Source organism: Alienimonas chondri (assembly GCF_013036045.1).
Classification (GTDB): Bacteria; Planctomycetota; Planctomycetia; order Planctomycetales; family Planctomycetaceae; genus Alienimonas; species Alienimonas chondri.
Genome location: NZ_WTPX01000019.1, coordinates 21,724 through 37,158 on the forward strand (window position 1 = coordinate 21,724; position 15,435 = coordinate 37,158).

General features: G+C 69.6%; 10 protein-coding genes, 1 tRNA gene and 1 pseudogene. 3 read left to right on the top strand and 9 right to left on the bottom strand.

All coding sequences use genetic code 11. From position 1 onward, the window contains the following. Window positions 1-144: 144 nt before the first annotated feature. The 3 genes from LzC2_RS04740 (at window position 145) to LzC2_RS22760 (ending at window position 3,064) form a co-directional block, all read left to right on the top strand. A tRNA-Lys gene (locus LzC2_RS04740) sits at window positions 145-217 on the top strand. A 51-nt stretch (window positions 218-268) separates the two neighbouring features. Then, entirely contained in the window at window positions 269-1,486 is a 1,218-nt protein-coding gene (locus LzC2_RS04745) for a tyrosine-type recombinase/integrase (protein WP_171184300.1), read from the top strand. A gap of 183 nt (window positions 1,487-1,669) precedes the next feature. Continuing rightward, window positions 1,670-3,064 (top strand): PQQ-binding-like beta-propeller repeat protein, encoded by a 1,395-nt coding sequence (locus LzC2_RS22760; protein ID WP_174977603.1) that lies wholly within the window; start codon window positions 1,670-1,672, stop codon window positions 3,062-3,064. A 60-nt stretch (window positions 3,065-3,124) separates the two neighbouring features. Here LzC2_RS22760 and LzC2_RS04755 read toward each other — a convergent pair whose 3' ends face one another. The 9 genes and pseudogenes from LzC2_RS04755 to LzC2_RS04795 form a co-directional block, all read right to left on the bottom strand. After that, on the bottom strand, window positions 3,125-3,277 hold the full coding sequence (locus LzC2_RS04755; protein WP_171184304.1) for a hypothetical protein: 153 nt from the start codon (window positions 3,275-3,277) through the stop codon (window positions 3,125-3,127). 216 nt (window positions 3,278-3,493) lie between these two features. Next, window positions 3,494-4,201 (bottom strand): hypothetical protein, encoded by a 708-nt coding sequence (locus LzC2_RS04760; protein WP_171184306.1) that lies wholly within the window; start codon window positions 4,199-4,201, stop codon window positions 3,494-3,496. 94 nt (window positions 4,202-4,295) lie between these two features. Further along, on the bottom strand, window positions 4,296-4,547 hold the full coding sequence (locus tag LzC2_RS04765) for a hypothetical protein (protein ID WP_171184308.1): 252 nt from the start codon (window positions 4,545-4,547) through the stop codon (window positions 4,296-4,298). Between the two features lie 122 nt (window positions 4,548-4,669). Then, window positions 4,670-5,026: pseudogene (locus LzC2_RS04770) on the bottom strand (DUF2200 domain-containing protein); the annotation flags it as partial. Beyond that, complete coding sequence (locus LzC2_RS04775) at window positions 5,023-6,606, bottom strand: outer membrane protein assembly factor BamB family protein (protein WP_171184311.1); 1,584 nt, start codon at window positions 6,604-6,606, stop codon at window positions 5,023-5,025. The pseudogene LzC2_RS04770 and the gene LzC2_RS04775, both read right to left, overlap by 4 nt. Further along, window positions 6,603-9,878, bottom strand: coding sequence for a hypothetical protein (locus LzC2_RS04780; protein WP_206678557.1), 3,276 nt, complete (start codon window positions 9,876-9,878; stop codon window positions 6,603-6,605). The genes LzC2_RS04775 and LzC2_RS04780 overlap by 4 nt, the downstream gene beginning before the upstream one ends. Window positions 9,879-10,906: 1,028 nt before the next feature. Then, window positions 10,907-11,851: a WD40 repeat domain-containing protein gene (locus tag LzC2_RS04785; protein ID WP_171184313.1), complete on the bottom strand. Its 945-nt coding sequence runs from the start codon at window positions 11,849-11,851 to the stop codon at window positions 10,907-10,909. Window positions 11,852-11,900: 49 nt separating this feature from the next. Next, window positions 11,901-13,259 carry a DUF1501 domain-containing protein gene (locus LzC2_RS04790; protein WP_171184315.1) on the bottom strand — a complete coding sequence of 453 codons (1,359 nt, stop codon included), beginning with the start codon at window positions 13,257-13,259 and terminating at the stop codon, window positions 11,901-11,903. A 13-nt stretch (window positions 13,260-13,272) separates the two neighbouring features. Then, window positions 13,273-15,435: a DUF1549 domain-containing protein gene (locus LzC2_RS04795; RefSeq protein WP_206678558.1), complete on the bottom strand. Its 2,163-nt coding sequence runs from the start codon at window positions 15,433-15,435 to the stop codon at window positions 13,273-13,275.

Below are 15,435 nucleotides of genomic sequence, written 5' to 3' on the forward strand. Positions count from 1 at the left end.
CCCTCGCAGAATGTCACGCCCGGCGGTGCATGACGACCCTGCAGGAATCGCGACGAACTCAGAATCGCGGCGAACCCGAAGCGTTGCGAAGGTGTCCGCAGACGGTACACTACCCGACCGGTCGCATCGCGGCCGGAAAGAGTCGCCCCTGTAGCTCAATCGGTAGAGCAACTGACTCTTAATCAGTAGGTTCAAGGTTCGATTCCTTGCGGGGGCACTGGCCGGGCAAACGCCCGGCCTTTTTCGTAAACACCGCCGAACGTTGAGTTTGCGTACCGCCGGGAGTTCCGGCGAGCGGCCCCGACAAGCATCACCCGAGGGTCGTAGTACTCTCGGCAAGCCCGGACCGCGTCGTGCTCGACATACCCCCAAGCTCTGTCACCACAAGGCGAGCGGACAAGCCCGGGTTCGCCTGGACGGACGCGACATCGACCTCGGTAAGTTCGGCGCTCCCGAAGCCGAGGCCGCCTACCACACCGTGATCGGGCAGTGGCAGGCTACGGGGCAGACCCCGGCGAAGGCGACGACCGCGACGGTCCGTTCCCGCCGCATCGCCGCGGAGGTCGGCCCGCCAGTGAACGACGTGATCCTCGCGTTCTGGCAGTGGGCGGCGCGTCGTTACCCCGAGCGCCAGCCGGGACGGATGAACGGCGAACCGGTCGGCTACAAGATCGCTCTCAAGCTGCTGCGGTCCGGCCGGGAACCGACGTCGGCCACGTCGTTCGGACCGATCGCTGTCCGCGAATGTCAGCGGATGATGGTCGCCGAGGGGCGATCGCGGACCTACTGCAACATGAACCTCTGCCGACTGAAACGGGTGTTCAAGTGGGCGGTTTCGTGGGAGATGATCCCGCCGTCCGTGCTGACGGCGCTGCAAACCGTCGAGGGTCTGCGGAAAGGCGAGCCGGAGGCCAAGGAGCCGGAGGCCAAGGAGCCGGAGGCCAAGGAGCCGGAAGCCAAGGAGACGGCAGCCCGCCGCGGCGTCGACCCGGAGCACGACGCCTCGGCGTGGAAGCGGCTGGGGCCGCGGAATCGCGACCTGATCCACCTGCAGCTGTGGACCGGATCGCGTCCGGCCGAACTGCTGAATCTGACGACGCGAGACATCGACCGAGCCGGCGTCGTCTGGCTCGCCACGCTGGGCGACCACAAGACCGCCCACCTCGGCAAAGCCCGGACGCTCTGTTTCGGTCCGAAGTGTCAGAAGATCCTCGCGAAGTATCTGGACGATCGGGCGCCGGACGTGCGGTTGTTCCGTACGTCGGTCAACACGTTGCGACAGGCCGCCGCGGGCGCCTGTCGGCGGTCGGGAGCGCCCAGGTGGACGCCGTATCAACTGCGGCATTCATTCGCCTACCGGGCGCGAGCCGAGGCCGGGCTATACGCCGCTCAGAAATTGCTGGGGCATTCCTCGGCCAAGATGACGGAGGGCTACGCATCGGCCGACCTCACGTCCGCGATTCAGTCCGCCGCGAAAGCGGGCTGAGCGAATGCGGACATGCTGCCAGGTTTCACCCTACGCCCCCCGGAGGGCGGGGCGGCGATAGCCAGCCGCCTCCGGTCCACAGACCGCAGACCGCACATTGCTGCTGTCGGAACGGGTGTCGCCCCACGTGAAAGGTGCAACGGCGGAGGCGAACAATCCCCGCTGCTGCGCCGCGTTGGTGCCGTGCCTGATTCACCATGCGAATCGGCGGCCTCTGGGCGGACGCCCTCGATCGCCGCGGCGATCGCCTTCGCCACGCCGGCGACCTTGCGGGCGGACAGATTGTCCATCACCACGACGTCGCCGCGGTGGTGCGCCGAACGCGGGGTGAAGGGCAAGTACAGCGTGGTGCCGAACCCCGCCTGCGTGGGCTGGCTGGACCGCACGCTGCCCGGCTGGTCTGCAAAGGCCCTCGCCGACAGCCTGTCGCTGGTCCGCGAACTCATGCTGCCGAACTGGGACCTTCACCCGGAGATGCTCACCCACACCCGGATGATCGATCTCAAAACCGGCCGCCCCCGCCCGCTGACCGGCCCGGCGGACATGGAGAACTGGTACCCCGGCCGGGGAGCCGACGTCTCGACGGACGAACTCACGGCGTACCTCGCCGCGGCGCTGCGGGTGTTGAAGAACTGCGGTCTGCCCTGCGCGGGCGTGACCACCCCGGGCGGCTTCGGCAACGGCGTGGAGGATCGACTCGCCGTCGCCGTGCGGGAGGCGGTGGGCGACGTGTTCGGAACCGAAAACGAACGCGACTCGGACGGGCTCGTGCGGCATTTCTTTAAATACGTCCGGCTGGGCGAGGACCCGGTCGCCGCGGAGGTGCGGGACGTGCGGGGACTCGACACGGGTCGACCGGAGTGCGTCGTCACCGTGCCCGCCGCCACGGGCGACTGGTTCGGCGGGTGGACCGGCGACGATCCGCTGCGCGACGCCCTCTATTGCAACGTCGACGCCGACGCCGGGCGGATGGTGGAGCTGATCGAGCGCGGCGACCCGGCGGTGATGCTCTGCCACTGGCCGGGGCTTTATAATCACGGCGCCGAGACCGGCTTCGCCGCCTTCCGCCGGATCGTCACGGCCCTCGACGCCCGGTTCGGGGAGCGGACCGTGTGGATGAAGCTCAGCGAGATCGCCCGCTACGCCGCGGCGAAGAACTCTACGACAATCGCCCGGCAGGCGGCCGGCGGCGTCCGCTGGTCCGTCGACCGCGGGACGCTCTACGTGCCCTCGCCGGTTCTCGTGGACGACCGCCTGTATTTCACGCAGTCGAACCGGGGGATCCTCACCTGCCTCGACGCCGACACCGGCGGGACGATCATCGATCGCACGCGGCTTGCCGGACTCAGCAACGTATATGCCTCCCCCGCCGCGGCGGACGGGCGGGTGTACGTTACCGGGCGGGACGGCCGGACGGTGGTCTTGGAGTACGGGGCCGCGATGAACGTCCTCGCGAGCAACGCGATCGACGGTCGCGTCGACGCTTCGCCGGCCCTCGCGGGGGACGCCCTGTTCCGCCGCTCGCACGCCGCGCTGTACTGCTTGGCGCGTCCGGCGGACCTATCCAAAAACCGGTGAACCCGTCCGTCCGGAAACGCTGTCCGCGCGGCGTTCGCGCGACAGGCCGGGACCGACCGGTCAGAACTCGCCGGCGACTTCGCCGCCGGCGCGGGTGAGGATCGACTGCCACACGCCCGGCCGGGCGGGGCAGCCGGTCTCATTCGGGTCACGATCGAGGGCGGAGTCGGCGTCGATCGTGTCCGCCACGTACCGCACCCACCCGTCGGCCAAGTCGATGTTCCCCCCGCCGGCGTGCAGGCCTCGGTGCAGTCTCCCATGTCGTTGGAGTTTCGGCCGGGGCGGTTCGGCGTGCCGGCGTGTTTGAACAGGGCGGCGGCGCCGGCGGCCAGCCCCGACATCGTGGGCTTCAGCCTGTGGAAGAGATCGGGGAGGGATGAGGCCGGGGCGCCTTCAATCGCGGCGCCCCGGCTGGAACGCAGCGGCCGGTCAGTCGTCCTCACCGCGTTCGAGTTCACGTTCCTGAAGATCCAGTTCACGTTCCCGGAGCTCCAACTCGCGTTCCTGAATATCCAATTCCCGCTCGCGGAGCTCCAACTCGCGTTCGCGGAGGTCGAATTCACGTTCGCGGAAGTCCAACTCACGTTCCCGGGACTCCATCTGGAAGTCCCGCATCTCCCGTTCGCGGTCCCGCATGTCGGCTTCATGGGCCTGCACCTCAGCGGTCTTCTCTTGGAGCATGGCGACCTTCCGCTCTGCCTGCTCGGCGGTGATCTTGCCGGAGGCGGCGGCCGCCCGCGTTTCGGCGATCGCCCGCAGGATCCGCCGCTCGACGTCTGATCCGGCGCTGCTGCTGACGTGGTCCGCTCGAACGGCTTCCAGCTTGGCCCGGGCTTTGTCCTCGGTCAGCTTACCGGCCCGCAGAGCCTCACGAATTCGGCGGGCGACGTCGCGTTCGGCACGCTCGCCAGGTTCGTCCTCGCGGAGCAGGTCCGTGCGGACGATGTCCATTTTCCGTTTCGCCTCCTCGGGGGAGAGGTCGCCGGACTCAACGGCGTCGCGGATCTTCCGGGCCACGTCGCGGAACTCTCGCTCGCGGTCCGGCGGCTCGGCGGCGAACGCGGACGCCGTCAGGCCTGCGGCGGCCATCAGACAGGCGGCGAACGGAGACAGAATGCCGCGGGAAGGGCGATTCATCAGTTTCTTCAACTCGGTGGGGGGAAAGGAAGTAGAACGACGCGCCGCGACCCGGCCGAGCAGGTCGGCTGCCGCCTAGGCGTCGGGGTCACATTCACCATGTCAGTTCGCCGGTACTTGGGCCGAACTGCTCCGCCGGCAGGCCAGCCCGGTTCAGCAGAGTGACGAACAGGTCGCTCAGCGGCACGTCGGCGTTGTGCTTGACGAACCGGCCGTGGTCGAACCCGCCGCCGGCCAACAGGATCGGCAGGTTCGTCGCGTCGTGGGCGTCCGCCGGTCCCCCCGCGTCCGCCGCCGGCGCCGCCAACGGCGCCGCGAGGACGGTCAGCGCCAAGCTCAAGGACACTTCAGTCGGCCTTGCAGTTGCTGCCATGTCATTGACTACCCGGGCGGCGGTCCGTCGGTTTCGCGGGCCGTGCGTTTCCTCTTTGTGACGGTCGCGTTCTTCCGACCCGTCTCGGCCGGCCGGCGCAGGATTTTCTCCATTTTGCGGCCGCGGGCCAGTTCGTCGACCAGCTTGTCGAGGTAGCGAGCCTGCCGAGTCAGCGGGGTGACGATCTCTTCGATCCGGTAGCCGCAGATCGTACCGGTGATGAGCTGTGCGTGCGGGTTGAGGTCGGCCTCGGCGAAAAATCGCTCGAAGGTGGCTTTCTCACTGATCAGCCGCTCCAGATCGGCCGGCTCGAACCCGGTCAGCCATGTGATGACCTGATGCAATTCGTCCACGGTCCGCCCCTTTTTCTCCACCTTCGAGATGTAGTGCGGATAGACGGAGGCGAACGTCAAGTTCGCGACCCGCTCGTCGTGGTCCTTCGTGGTCGTCATCGAGAAGTCCGGGGTGCGGGTGAGGAGCTGCGGAACGCCAGCAGGCGACCGGCGGTGCGAACGTACAGCGTCTCCGCATCGAGAGCCGGCGTGGCGGCGACGGGCCCGGGGAACGTCGCCCGATGCACGACCTCCGGCACTCTCCCCGCTTTGAGAACAGTCATCGCGCCGGCCTGTGACAGCAGGAACAGATGAGCCGCGCCGTCCGGTCCGATCGCCGCGACCGGCGAGGCCCGGTAGTGCCCCCCGGCGCCGATCCGCCGACGATCGACGACCTCCCCCTCCGCGAGGCTCACGACCGTCAGCACGCCGCCGTCGGCGATCTGGTAGAGCAGGCCGCCGAAGGCCAGCGGCGTGGGGATCTCCGCCACGCCCCGCCGCACCGTCCAATCGAGATGCGAGTCGCCCACGTCGCCGGTCCCGCCGGGCCGCACGCTGACCAGCTGCGGGCCGCCGCGGTCGAAGTTCAGCCGGGCGAGGAACTCCTCGCGGGTCCAGGCGCCGTCGCCGTCGGCGTCGACGCCGGCGTGCATCCGGTCCAGCGATGCCGCCCGCTTCGCCGGGTCCTTCGGCAGCGGCATGCCGAACCCCGGGTGGCCGGGCGGCAGGTGCGGACGGAAGGGGAAGGTGAAGTGACCGGTCATCTCCGACCGCCGCAGTCGGCCGTCGCCGTCGGCGTCGAACGCGATCACCGCCTCCCAGAACGGCGCCGGGTCCGGGGAGTCGTCCGCCACCCCGCCCAGCATCGCCGCCGACCCGATCGCCCGCGTGCCGCCCCCGTCCAGACGCACCACGAGCGGCCGGGCGATCGTCTCCCGGCTGAAGCCGCCGACCGACCACAGCTCCCGGCCGTCCGCCGCGTCGTAGCCCCGCAGCCGACCGTTCCCCAGGACGACCAGTTCGGTCCGTCCGCGGTCGTCCCCGTCGGGCCGCTCCCAGATCGTGGGCGTGCTCCACCCGCTGCGGTGCGTGGGCCGCGGGGCTTCCCAGATTGTTTCGCCGGTCTCCGCATCGAGGACCAGCAGCCGCGACCGGCTCAGTTTCGAATCCGGCAGGGTCGCGTCGTCGTCCCGCGCGACGAACACCCGCCCGCCGTGCACAATCGGGGAGGCGGACGTTCCGTACAGGCTCTTGGGAACCGGCAGCGGCCTCCGCCACAGCTCTTCGCCGTCGGCATCGAGGCAGAGCACGCCGAAGGAGCCGAAGTCCACGCACAGTCGCTCGCCGTCGGTGCAGGGCGTGGAGGCCGCGGCGCTGCCGGAGGCGTGCACCGATTCCAGCGGCACGTCGGGGCCGCGGTACGTCCAACGTTCCGTCCCGTCGCCGCGGTCGTGGGCGCGGACGAGGAACCGGCCGTCTTCGACGCCGGTTAACACGACGGCGTCGCCGAACAGGACCGGCGAGGACTGCCCCGCCGGCGCCGCGACCGCCCAGGTCGGCGCCGCCGGGTCCGGGTCGGCCGGGGCCGCGCAGTTTCTCTGCACGCCTGACCCATTCGGGCCGCGAAACTCGCCCCATGCCGGGCCGTCGGACGGCAGGCCGGCGAGCAGGAGGACGCTCATCAGGGGGATCGCGGTCACAGCGGCTTCGTCCGTTTCAGAGGGACGACGGCGACGGGGGCGTCGCCGCCGGGAACAAAGACCCGCATCGTCAGCCGATCGTCCGTCTCAAACCGGTAGCGGATGATGAGAGCCCCCTCCCGTCCTTCGCCGTCACGGTAGCCGAGGCGGTGCACGGCCTGCCCCCCTTCGAACGCGACCCCGCCGAGGGTCGCCGTCCCGGCCGCGTCCGCGGAGAACCAGCCGACCTCCCGCGCGCCGCCGCGGAGCGACAGCAGCCCCATGGACTTCTTGCCGCGTTCGTCGCTCGTTTGCTCCAGCACGCAATCCTCGATCGCCCAGCGAAACGTCGTCCGATAGTCCTCGCCGCCGCTCTCCCGATCGACCCAGGCACCGATCAGCCGGTCGAACCCGGTTTCTTTCAGCAGTTCGCCGAGCGTTTCGGACGGGGCGTCGGCGGCGGGTTCTTCGGGCCGTGCGGCGGCGGGATCGGCGACGGTGAAGAGGAACTCGTTGCTGGACCGGCCGCCGGGGTTTTGCACCTGCAGGAAGTGCGTGCCCGGGGGCTGAAGATCGTCGAGAGCGACCGTGAGGGTCTCGCCCTCCCCGAACGACAGCGCCCCCTCCGCCCGTCGCCCGTTCACCAGCAGGAAGGCGTCCGATTCGACGTGACGGGCGCTGAGGGTCATCGCAGTTCGCCCTTCTTCCTCAGAAATCGGATCGAGAACCGGGAACTCCTGCCGGCCGCGTTGTTCGTGCAGCGGGCCGAGCGTCCAGAGGGCGGGTTGCGGGGCGTTCGCGTCGACCTTGGCCCCGTGTCGGCCGGTGAACGTGCCGACGAAGACGCCGTCCGCCGCCGCCGCGGCCAGTTCCTCCCGGGTGAACGTCCCGTCGGCTCCGGCATACGCCTCCGCGGCCGGATCGAACCGCAGCCGCACCGGCGTACCGGCGTCTTCTCCGATCCGCACGCCCTCGCAGGTGAGGACGACGGCGCCGTCGTCCGCGGCCCGTTCAATCGCGTCCAGCAGATCGGCGGCGAGGTCGTCGCCGGCCGTGTCGCGGTTCAGCGTGACCTGTCGGCCGAACGCCCCGCTGAACCCGGTGCTCATCTGCATCACCATGTCCCAGATCGGATCGAACCGTTCGTTCCCCCGCCAGGAGAGCCGCCACAGTTCGCGTTCGGGCACGCCGCGTTCGGCCAGCGAGCGGAAGAACGGAAATTCGACGAGGTTCAGCCGCCCCTGCGGGAGGATCAGCGGTCGGTCGTAGGCGCCCCGCCAGGTGGGGGCGTCCATCCCGGTGCCGGGCGTATTCGTGCTGGTGAGGAACGGCAGCCGGTGGCAGTCGCCGCAGACGTTCGGCCGGGGTTCGTCCAGTTCGATATTGCCCTCGACATGGAACAGTTCAAACCCGCGACGGGCCCGGTCGGACAGTTCGTCCGTGTAGGCCCGCTCCGGGGCCGGCGGGTACGGGACGGCGGCGAGGAACACGGCGAGGTCGTCGCGTTCGGCTTCAGTCAGGTTCCCGGCGAGGCCGGCGTCGTTCGCGCCCTCGTCGCCGACACGGGCCATCGTGCCGCTCAAGCTGCCGTCGATCAGGTGCCGCACCGCGGCGAGGGCGTCGCCGGGAGCGATGTTCGGATCGACGCTTCGATGAACGCTCGCCGAGTTCGTCCCCCCGTACGGGTCGCCGGGGATGCCGTCCCAGTGAAACGGCTCCGTGTCCCGCAACCCCCGCAGCGGCATCGTGGACCGCGGCATGATCTGATCGCCGCCGCTGACCACCGGCGTGTTCAACACCCAGAGCAGTTGGTCGGTGTGGCCGTCCGGATGGCAGCTGGCACAGCTGAACGTATTCGTGCGAGAGGAGGAGGCCGACTCGAACGCGATCCGCCCCCGCTTGATCGCCGGGTCGGTCGGGTCCGTCAGCGGGATCGTCTGAACCGGCTTCGGCGCGGCGGGGTCGGACAGGTCCACCAGCGACACGCTGTTCTCGACGGCGTTCAACACCCACGCACGGCAGGCGTCGCCGGTCTCCTCCAGCACCACGCCTCGCGGCACCGCTCCGACGGTGGCCCGGCCCAGCACCGTGCCGGTCTCCGCATTCACGGTGAACAACGTATCCGATCCGGCAGCGGTCGCCACGACCGTGCGATCGTCCGCGGTCACGGCGACCGCGTACGGCGTCGCCAGCGCGGCGCCTGGCTCGGGATCGACCGGCGGGGGCGGTTCGAGGTCGAAAAAGGTCGGTTCGCCGCCCTCGACGTTCACCCTCGTGATCTGGTTGAGGAATGCGCGATTCCCCAGTTCCGCGAGACCGTGTTTCTTCGTGCCCGCCCGGCCGTTGGCGTCGTTGCGGGCGTCGGTCTGGGCGAGGAACGCCCGGCCCCGCGAATCGACCGCCAGCCCGTACAGCAGCGTGCCGAGCGAATCGACCGTCGCGACCGGCTCGTCGGTCGTCACATCGAACACGAACAGGTCCCGGTCCGGCACGTCCGGCCGTTTGACGATGTCCACCACATGCCCCAGCGACAGCACGTTGTTGTGAACGATCGAGTGCTCCCAGGCATCGAACGTGACGAGGTCACCGTCGTCGTCGTCCGCATCGATCGCGTCCGCCGACCCGCCGGAAAGCTGCGTGCGGTTGCCGGACTCGAACGGCGCCACGTACAGCCGCCCGTTTCGTACCGCGAGCGCTCGCGGATCCTGAGCCGGGATCTCCAAGTGATCGACGACGCGGCGATCAGCCACGTTCACGACGGCGACGCGGTTGGTGGAGGACAGAGCGACGTAAGCCTTGTCGTCGCTGGCGAACGCGATTCCGACCGGCTCGTCGAACGCGGTGGCGCGGGTCACGGGGTCGAGATCCTGCACCGTGGCGACGACGTGCAAATAAGTCAGGCTGCCGGGGCGAACGTCGATCACGCTGACGGAGTCCGAGACGTGATTCGAGATCCACACCTCGCCTCCGTCCGGGCGGACGGCCAACCCCACCGGATCGATCCCCACCGGCACGCGAGCGACGACCTCTCGGGTGTCCGCATCCAGCACGTCCACCGTGTCCGCCGGCGTGTTGCACACGAACACCCGCCCGCCAACGACCGCGACCGGGTTCGCGTGCGGGCTGGCGAATGTCGGGCGCCCGACCGCCGCCGGGGCGGAAACCCTTTCAGGCAGCGGGGGCGAGGCCGGGGCGGACCGCCCGTGATCGGCAGGCATAGGCCCAATCGCCAGCCCGCAGGCGAGACTCACGCTGAGAGCCGCGAGCGGCAGCGAGACGAACGCGTTCGGCATCGGCGGGCCTCTCTTCTTGCTTGGTGTGATCGAGGGCGGACCGAAGAAAGACAGCCATACACCAAGCGGTGCACGCGATGCGGCAAGTTCCCCCCGACGTAGACCTCGGTACTTCGAACGAACGCCTTCGGTTTCGCAGAATGCGGCTGCCGTTTCGTGCGACGCGCGACAGCGTCGACGTTTGGAAGCGTCCCAGCAGAACGGAGGATTGGATTCCGCCGAGGACGCAGACGGGCGGTCGGGCGACGATCCGACCTCGTTCGGACTTCCCTCCGACCTCCGAGAATGCCGGCTGCAAGTCCACGACGGGCGACGGCCAGACGCATTCGATCGTCTTCGGCGTGCGGCCAAACGCTAAAAAGAAAACCCCGCCCCGCCCGGAAGTCCGGGCGGGGCGGAACTCGGCGGCGGTCAACTCGGTGAGGGTCTCGCTCGCTCTTTGAATCGATCAATGGCTTCGCTCGCCTGCCGGCGGTTCAGTGGCGCCGCGGTGGTGACGCCGAGCCGCCGCAGTTCCTCGGTCAGCTCCACGCCGGCCCTCCGGACTCCGACCAATTCGTGCGTTGACTGCGTCGCCGCGTCGTCAAACACTCGATCCGTCGACGCATCGATGCAGTCGACGCAACTCACGGCCGAATTCCGGAACGCCACAGCGGTTCGCGACGACTTCAGCCCACCTCCCGCATCATCCGCTCCGCGGCGACGAGGTCGCGTTCGGCGTAGATCTCGCTCGTGCCGATGTCGCTGTGTCCGAGGCAAAGCCGGACGGCTTTTTCGCTGTCGGCGGCGGTTGGCTTTGGGGGCGCCGGAATCGACCGCCGGACTATAAACGATGCTGTTTCCAGTCGGTCCGTCGCTTCGGGGCGCCGTGGGAGGACGGCTCTCCGCTGCCGGCAGGGTTCACCGTTCCCGCGTGGGTCCATAGGACGGTATCGCGTGTTTCGGAGCCTCGTTCGAAAATTGGTTGTGCTCGGCGGCTCCACGGGGCTTCCATCGCTTTGACAGCACAATGCCCGTTGACGCCTCGCTCACTCCGCGGCGCTGCCTTGAAGCGAGGGCAGTCGAATATGCCGGGCAATTCCATGGGGACCGCCAACCAGCAGGGCGGTCCCGGAGGGGTGCACCGCCACGGCGTCGACCCAAGCGTCGAACGCCGGGAGATCGGCGACGACGCGGACCGTCAGCGGGTCGATCAGTCGGACACGACCGTCGCGGCAGCCGACGGCGAGCCGCGTTCCATCCGGCAGCCACGCGGCGGACAAGCCCGGCGACGGCAGGCGAGCGAACCGCACCATCCGTCCGATCGTCGGTTGCCAGAAACGAACCGTTCGGTCGTCCCCGACTGATGCCACAATCGGCAGTTCGTCGGCGGCCGGTCGGACTGCCACAGCGTGAATCGGGCCGATGTGCAACGACAAAGATCGCAGCAGTTCTCCGCCTTCGATCGCCCACACTCGCACGCTGGCGTCGACGCCGGCACTGACCAGCGCTTCTCCGCCCGGCAACGCGGCCAACGCGGTCGCCCCTTTTGAATGGCCTTCCATGATTTCGGGCGAAACATCGGCCCCGTCGACGCGTCGCACCAGCACGCGGCGATCCAGCGACGCGGTCGCGAGCCGATTTTCGTCGAGCCAGAGAACGGCAGTGATGGAGTCGTCGTGCCGGCTCGGCAAGCGTTGGACGACCTCGCCCGACGGCCAAGTCAGGATCGCGACGGCGCCGGCTTCCGCGGGTCGGCCGCCGACGACGGCCAGCCGGTCGCCCGAAGGGGAGAACGCCGCCGCCCGCGGATCCGCGACGTCGACTGCCAGTCGCCGCCGGACGGCGAGGGTCGGCCAGTCGATCTCCCGCACGCCGTCCTGGGAGCAGACCAACGCCGAGTCGCCGGCCGGCGCGAAGAGCGCCGCGGCGATCGGTGCGCGAGGCGGTTCGATCTGGTCGAAGGGCGTGAAGGCCAGTAGCAGGGCGAGCATCGAGCAGGGTCGATTGCCGGGGGGAACGAGGGTGACGGGGCGGGGCTGACTACGCGAGCAGATCCGTCAGCACGCGAGCCCCGTCCGGGGCGACGCGGACGGGACGGCCGTCGGCGGTGTGAAGTTCACGGGCGGGGTCGACGCCGAGCAGCGTGAAGATCGTCGCCGCCAGATCAGCGGGTGTGACGGCGTCCTCCGCGGGGAACTCGCCCAGTCGATCGCTCGCCCCGTAAACCTGACCGCCGCTCACCCCTCCGCCGGCCATCAGCATGCTGAAGGCGTTGGGCCAGTGGTCGCGTCCGCCGGCGGCGTTGATCCGCGGAGTCCGACCGAACTCGCCCGCCACGACCACCAGAGTTTCCTCCAGCAATTGACGCTCGTCGAGGTCGGTCAGCAGCGCCGCGAGCGCCCGGTCCAGCGCCGGCAGCTTCGCCCCGCCGTCCCCCGGATAACGAGAGGCCAACGCAGCGACGTTGCTGTGGGTATCCCACCCCGAGGAATAAACGGTCACGAACGGCACCTCCCGTTCGACGAGCCGTCGAGCCAATAGGCAGCCGGCGCCCGGACCGTTTCCGTTGCCGACCCCGTAGCGGTTGTGAATCGCAGCCGGTTCTTCAGTCAGGTCGAACGCCCGCTTCGCAGCTGCCGAGGCGATGAGATCGTAGGCCCGGCGAAGGTCGGGGTTCTCGCCGACCGCCGCGTCGGCGTCGCCCGCACGGGAAAACCGGTCCAGCGCCGCCGTGATGCGCTTCCGTCGGGCGAGACGGGGTAGGTCGAGGCCGGCGTACGGATCCAGGTCCGGCACGCGGAACTGCCCCGGCGGCCGCTTGCCGGCCGCCTCCCCGCCGACGACGAACGGCGTCGTGTCGGTTGGCAGATACCCGCGGCCCGACACCGCCCCGGTGAACCCGCCGACCGCCATGTGCGGCGGCAGTGCCGTGCGGCCGACGTTGTCCGCGCTACCGCGGACGTGGGCGAGCGTGGCGCCGAACGTCGGGTACTCCAGCGCCGGCGTGGGCCGGTAGCCGGTCATGAGGTAATGCGTCCCGAAAACGTGTTCGCCCAGCGGGCTCGTCATGGAACGCACCACCGCCAGCCGATCGGCCAGTCGGGCGGTTTGCTCCAGACACTCGCCGAACCGAACGCCCGGCAGGGCCGTTGCGATGGAGCCCAGCGGACCGCGGACTTCGACGGGGGCGTCCGGCTTCGGGTCGAACGTCTCCAGGTGGCTCGGTCCGCCGTCCAGCCAGATCAAAACGCAGGACTTCGCTCGCGGCTCAGGACCGGTCTGATTCGCCGCCGCGGCGGGCCGGGCGAGGTCCGCCAAGCTAAGACCAAGGGCCGACAGGCCGCCCACTCGGACGAAATCGCGGCGTCGCACGCCGTCGCAGCGGATCGCGGAGATCATCTCGGTCGCCGGGTTAGTGGTTCGTGACGAATTCGTCGCAGGTCAGCAGGCCCCAGACGAAGTCTTCGAGGAATGTCGTCCGGGCGGCTTCATCGGAGATTCCGGCCAACTCCGCCGTCCAATGGGCGGCCTCCGAGGCCGTCGGCTTCCGCGTCAAAGCGACGAGGTAAAACCGCTCCACAATCTTCTCGGGCGACGTCCCGGCGGCGAGCAGTGTGCGCAATCGCCCGTTCGGAGCGGTAATGCGGGCGTTCAACCACGGCCCGTTGAAGAGGTGCAGGCCCTTCCGCAGGCCGTCGGGCGTCGCGGTCGATTCGCAGGACTCCTCCCGCCCGCACCGACCCAACAGGTCCAACGTGAGAGAGGCCGCGGTCGCATCGGCGAGTTCCACCGCCCGCGTGCCCGGCGGGGCGTCGCCGTACCGCTCGCCGACGCCCAGGACGTCCGTCACCGCGTCTGCCAGCGCCGCGGGCGGCAACGGCGTCCGCGGAAAGTGCGAGAGGAACCGGTCGTCCGCGGCGTTGCCCGGCAGGGCGGCGGCCGACCGGGCGTACGCGGCGCTAAGGGCGATCGTTCGGAGCGTGTGCCTTAGGTCGTAGCCGTGAGCGACGAAATCATTCGCCAGTTCTTTCAGCAAAGCGGGGTGCGTCGCGGGGTTCGTGGCCCGAAAATCGTCCGCCGGCTCGACCAGCCCGCGACCGATCAACGCTTTCCACAAGCGATTGACGAACGCCTCGGCGAGGTACGGATTCTCCGGCGAGACCAGCCAATCCGCCAGCGCCTCGGGTCCGTCGTCGCCGGCCGCAAGGTAGGCCCCGCCCGGCAGCTTGGGGCGGGCCGGCTCGCCGGTGCCCGGATGGAGAACCTCCGCGCCGGGGTCCGGCCGCACGACGGATCCAGCTTTGAAGCGGGCGAGCGAAGCCGCGAGGCCGTGGAAGTCGTCTTGGGTCCAGCGATCGAGCGGATGGTTGTGGCAGTTCGCGCACCGCAGCCGAACGCCCATCAACGCCTCCGAGACGAATTCCGCACGGCCCCGCGGGTCACCGCCGACGCGGTGAAAGTTCGGCGGGCCGTTCTCCCGCGCATCGCCGGTCGCCCGGAGAGCCGCCCTGACGATTGAGTCCAACCCGGCGCCCTCGCGGAGACGGTCAGCCAGCCACTCGTGATAAGCCTGCGCGTCCGCTCCGCCGGGTTCGCGGGGGCGAACGCGGAGCAGTTCCGCCAGCTGGTGCGTCCAGTACTGCACGAACGCTTCCGAGGCGAGTAGGGCGTCCACCCGCTTCGCCCGCTTGTCCGGGTCGCGGTCGGCGAGAAACGTCTCGGCGATCGCCGGGGTGGGCAATCGGCCGGTCAGGCCGAGCGTGACCCGACGGAGAAACGCCGCGTCGCCCGCCGGCGGGGAGGCCGGCAGATGCAAGTCGGCCAATGCAGCCAGCACGTGATCGTCGATGAAGTTCGCCCGCCCGACTGCGGAAAGATCAGGAGCGGCGCCGACCCGCGGGGCGATCAGTTCGACCGCATGCACGCGGTCGCGGTGCCGAGCGACGACGACGTGTCGCCCCGGTCGCAGCGCCGCGGCCGTCGGCGCCGCGGGGTCGGCGTCCGCCTCGACCCGTACGACAGCGGGATCCTCCGCCGTGAACGAGGTCCACCGGGTCACATCCCGCTCCGTGCCGTCGTCGTACTGCGCAAGTGCCCGTAGCGGCGTCGCCTGATTGACCGGAACGGTCCGCCGCTCCGGGGTCACGGTTAGTCCGATCAGCGACCGCGACGGCGATCGAACGGCTCCCGCGGCGATCCAACGTCGCAGCAGTCGATGGGCCTGCCCGTCAAATTCCAGCACGGGGCCGCCGCCGTGCCCGATCGACTCCGTGCTTTTGAGCAGCAGTAGACTGTCGTTCGGCCGGCCCGGATTGACCCGGCGACCCTTCAACTCTCGGGCGATCGCCGCATAGTCGGCCGCCGGATCGCCGCCGTAGAGCGACAACGAAAAGCCGCCGCGACCCGCTGCGGCCCCGTGACACGCCCCGGCGTTGCAGCCCGACCGGGTGAGGATCGGCAGGACGTCCGTGTCGAAGTCGACTGCGATCCCCGGCTCACTCGCCCCGGCCGGATCGGCCGCGGCGGCGAGGATGAGCAGGGCGAGCAAGGGGAGCATCACGTGCGGCGGATCCAC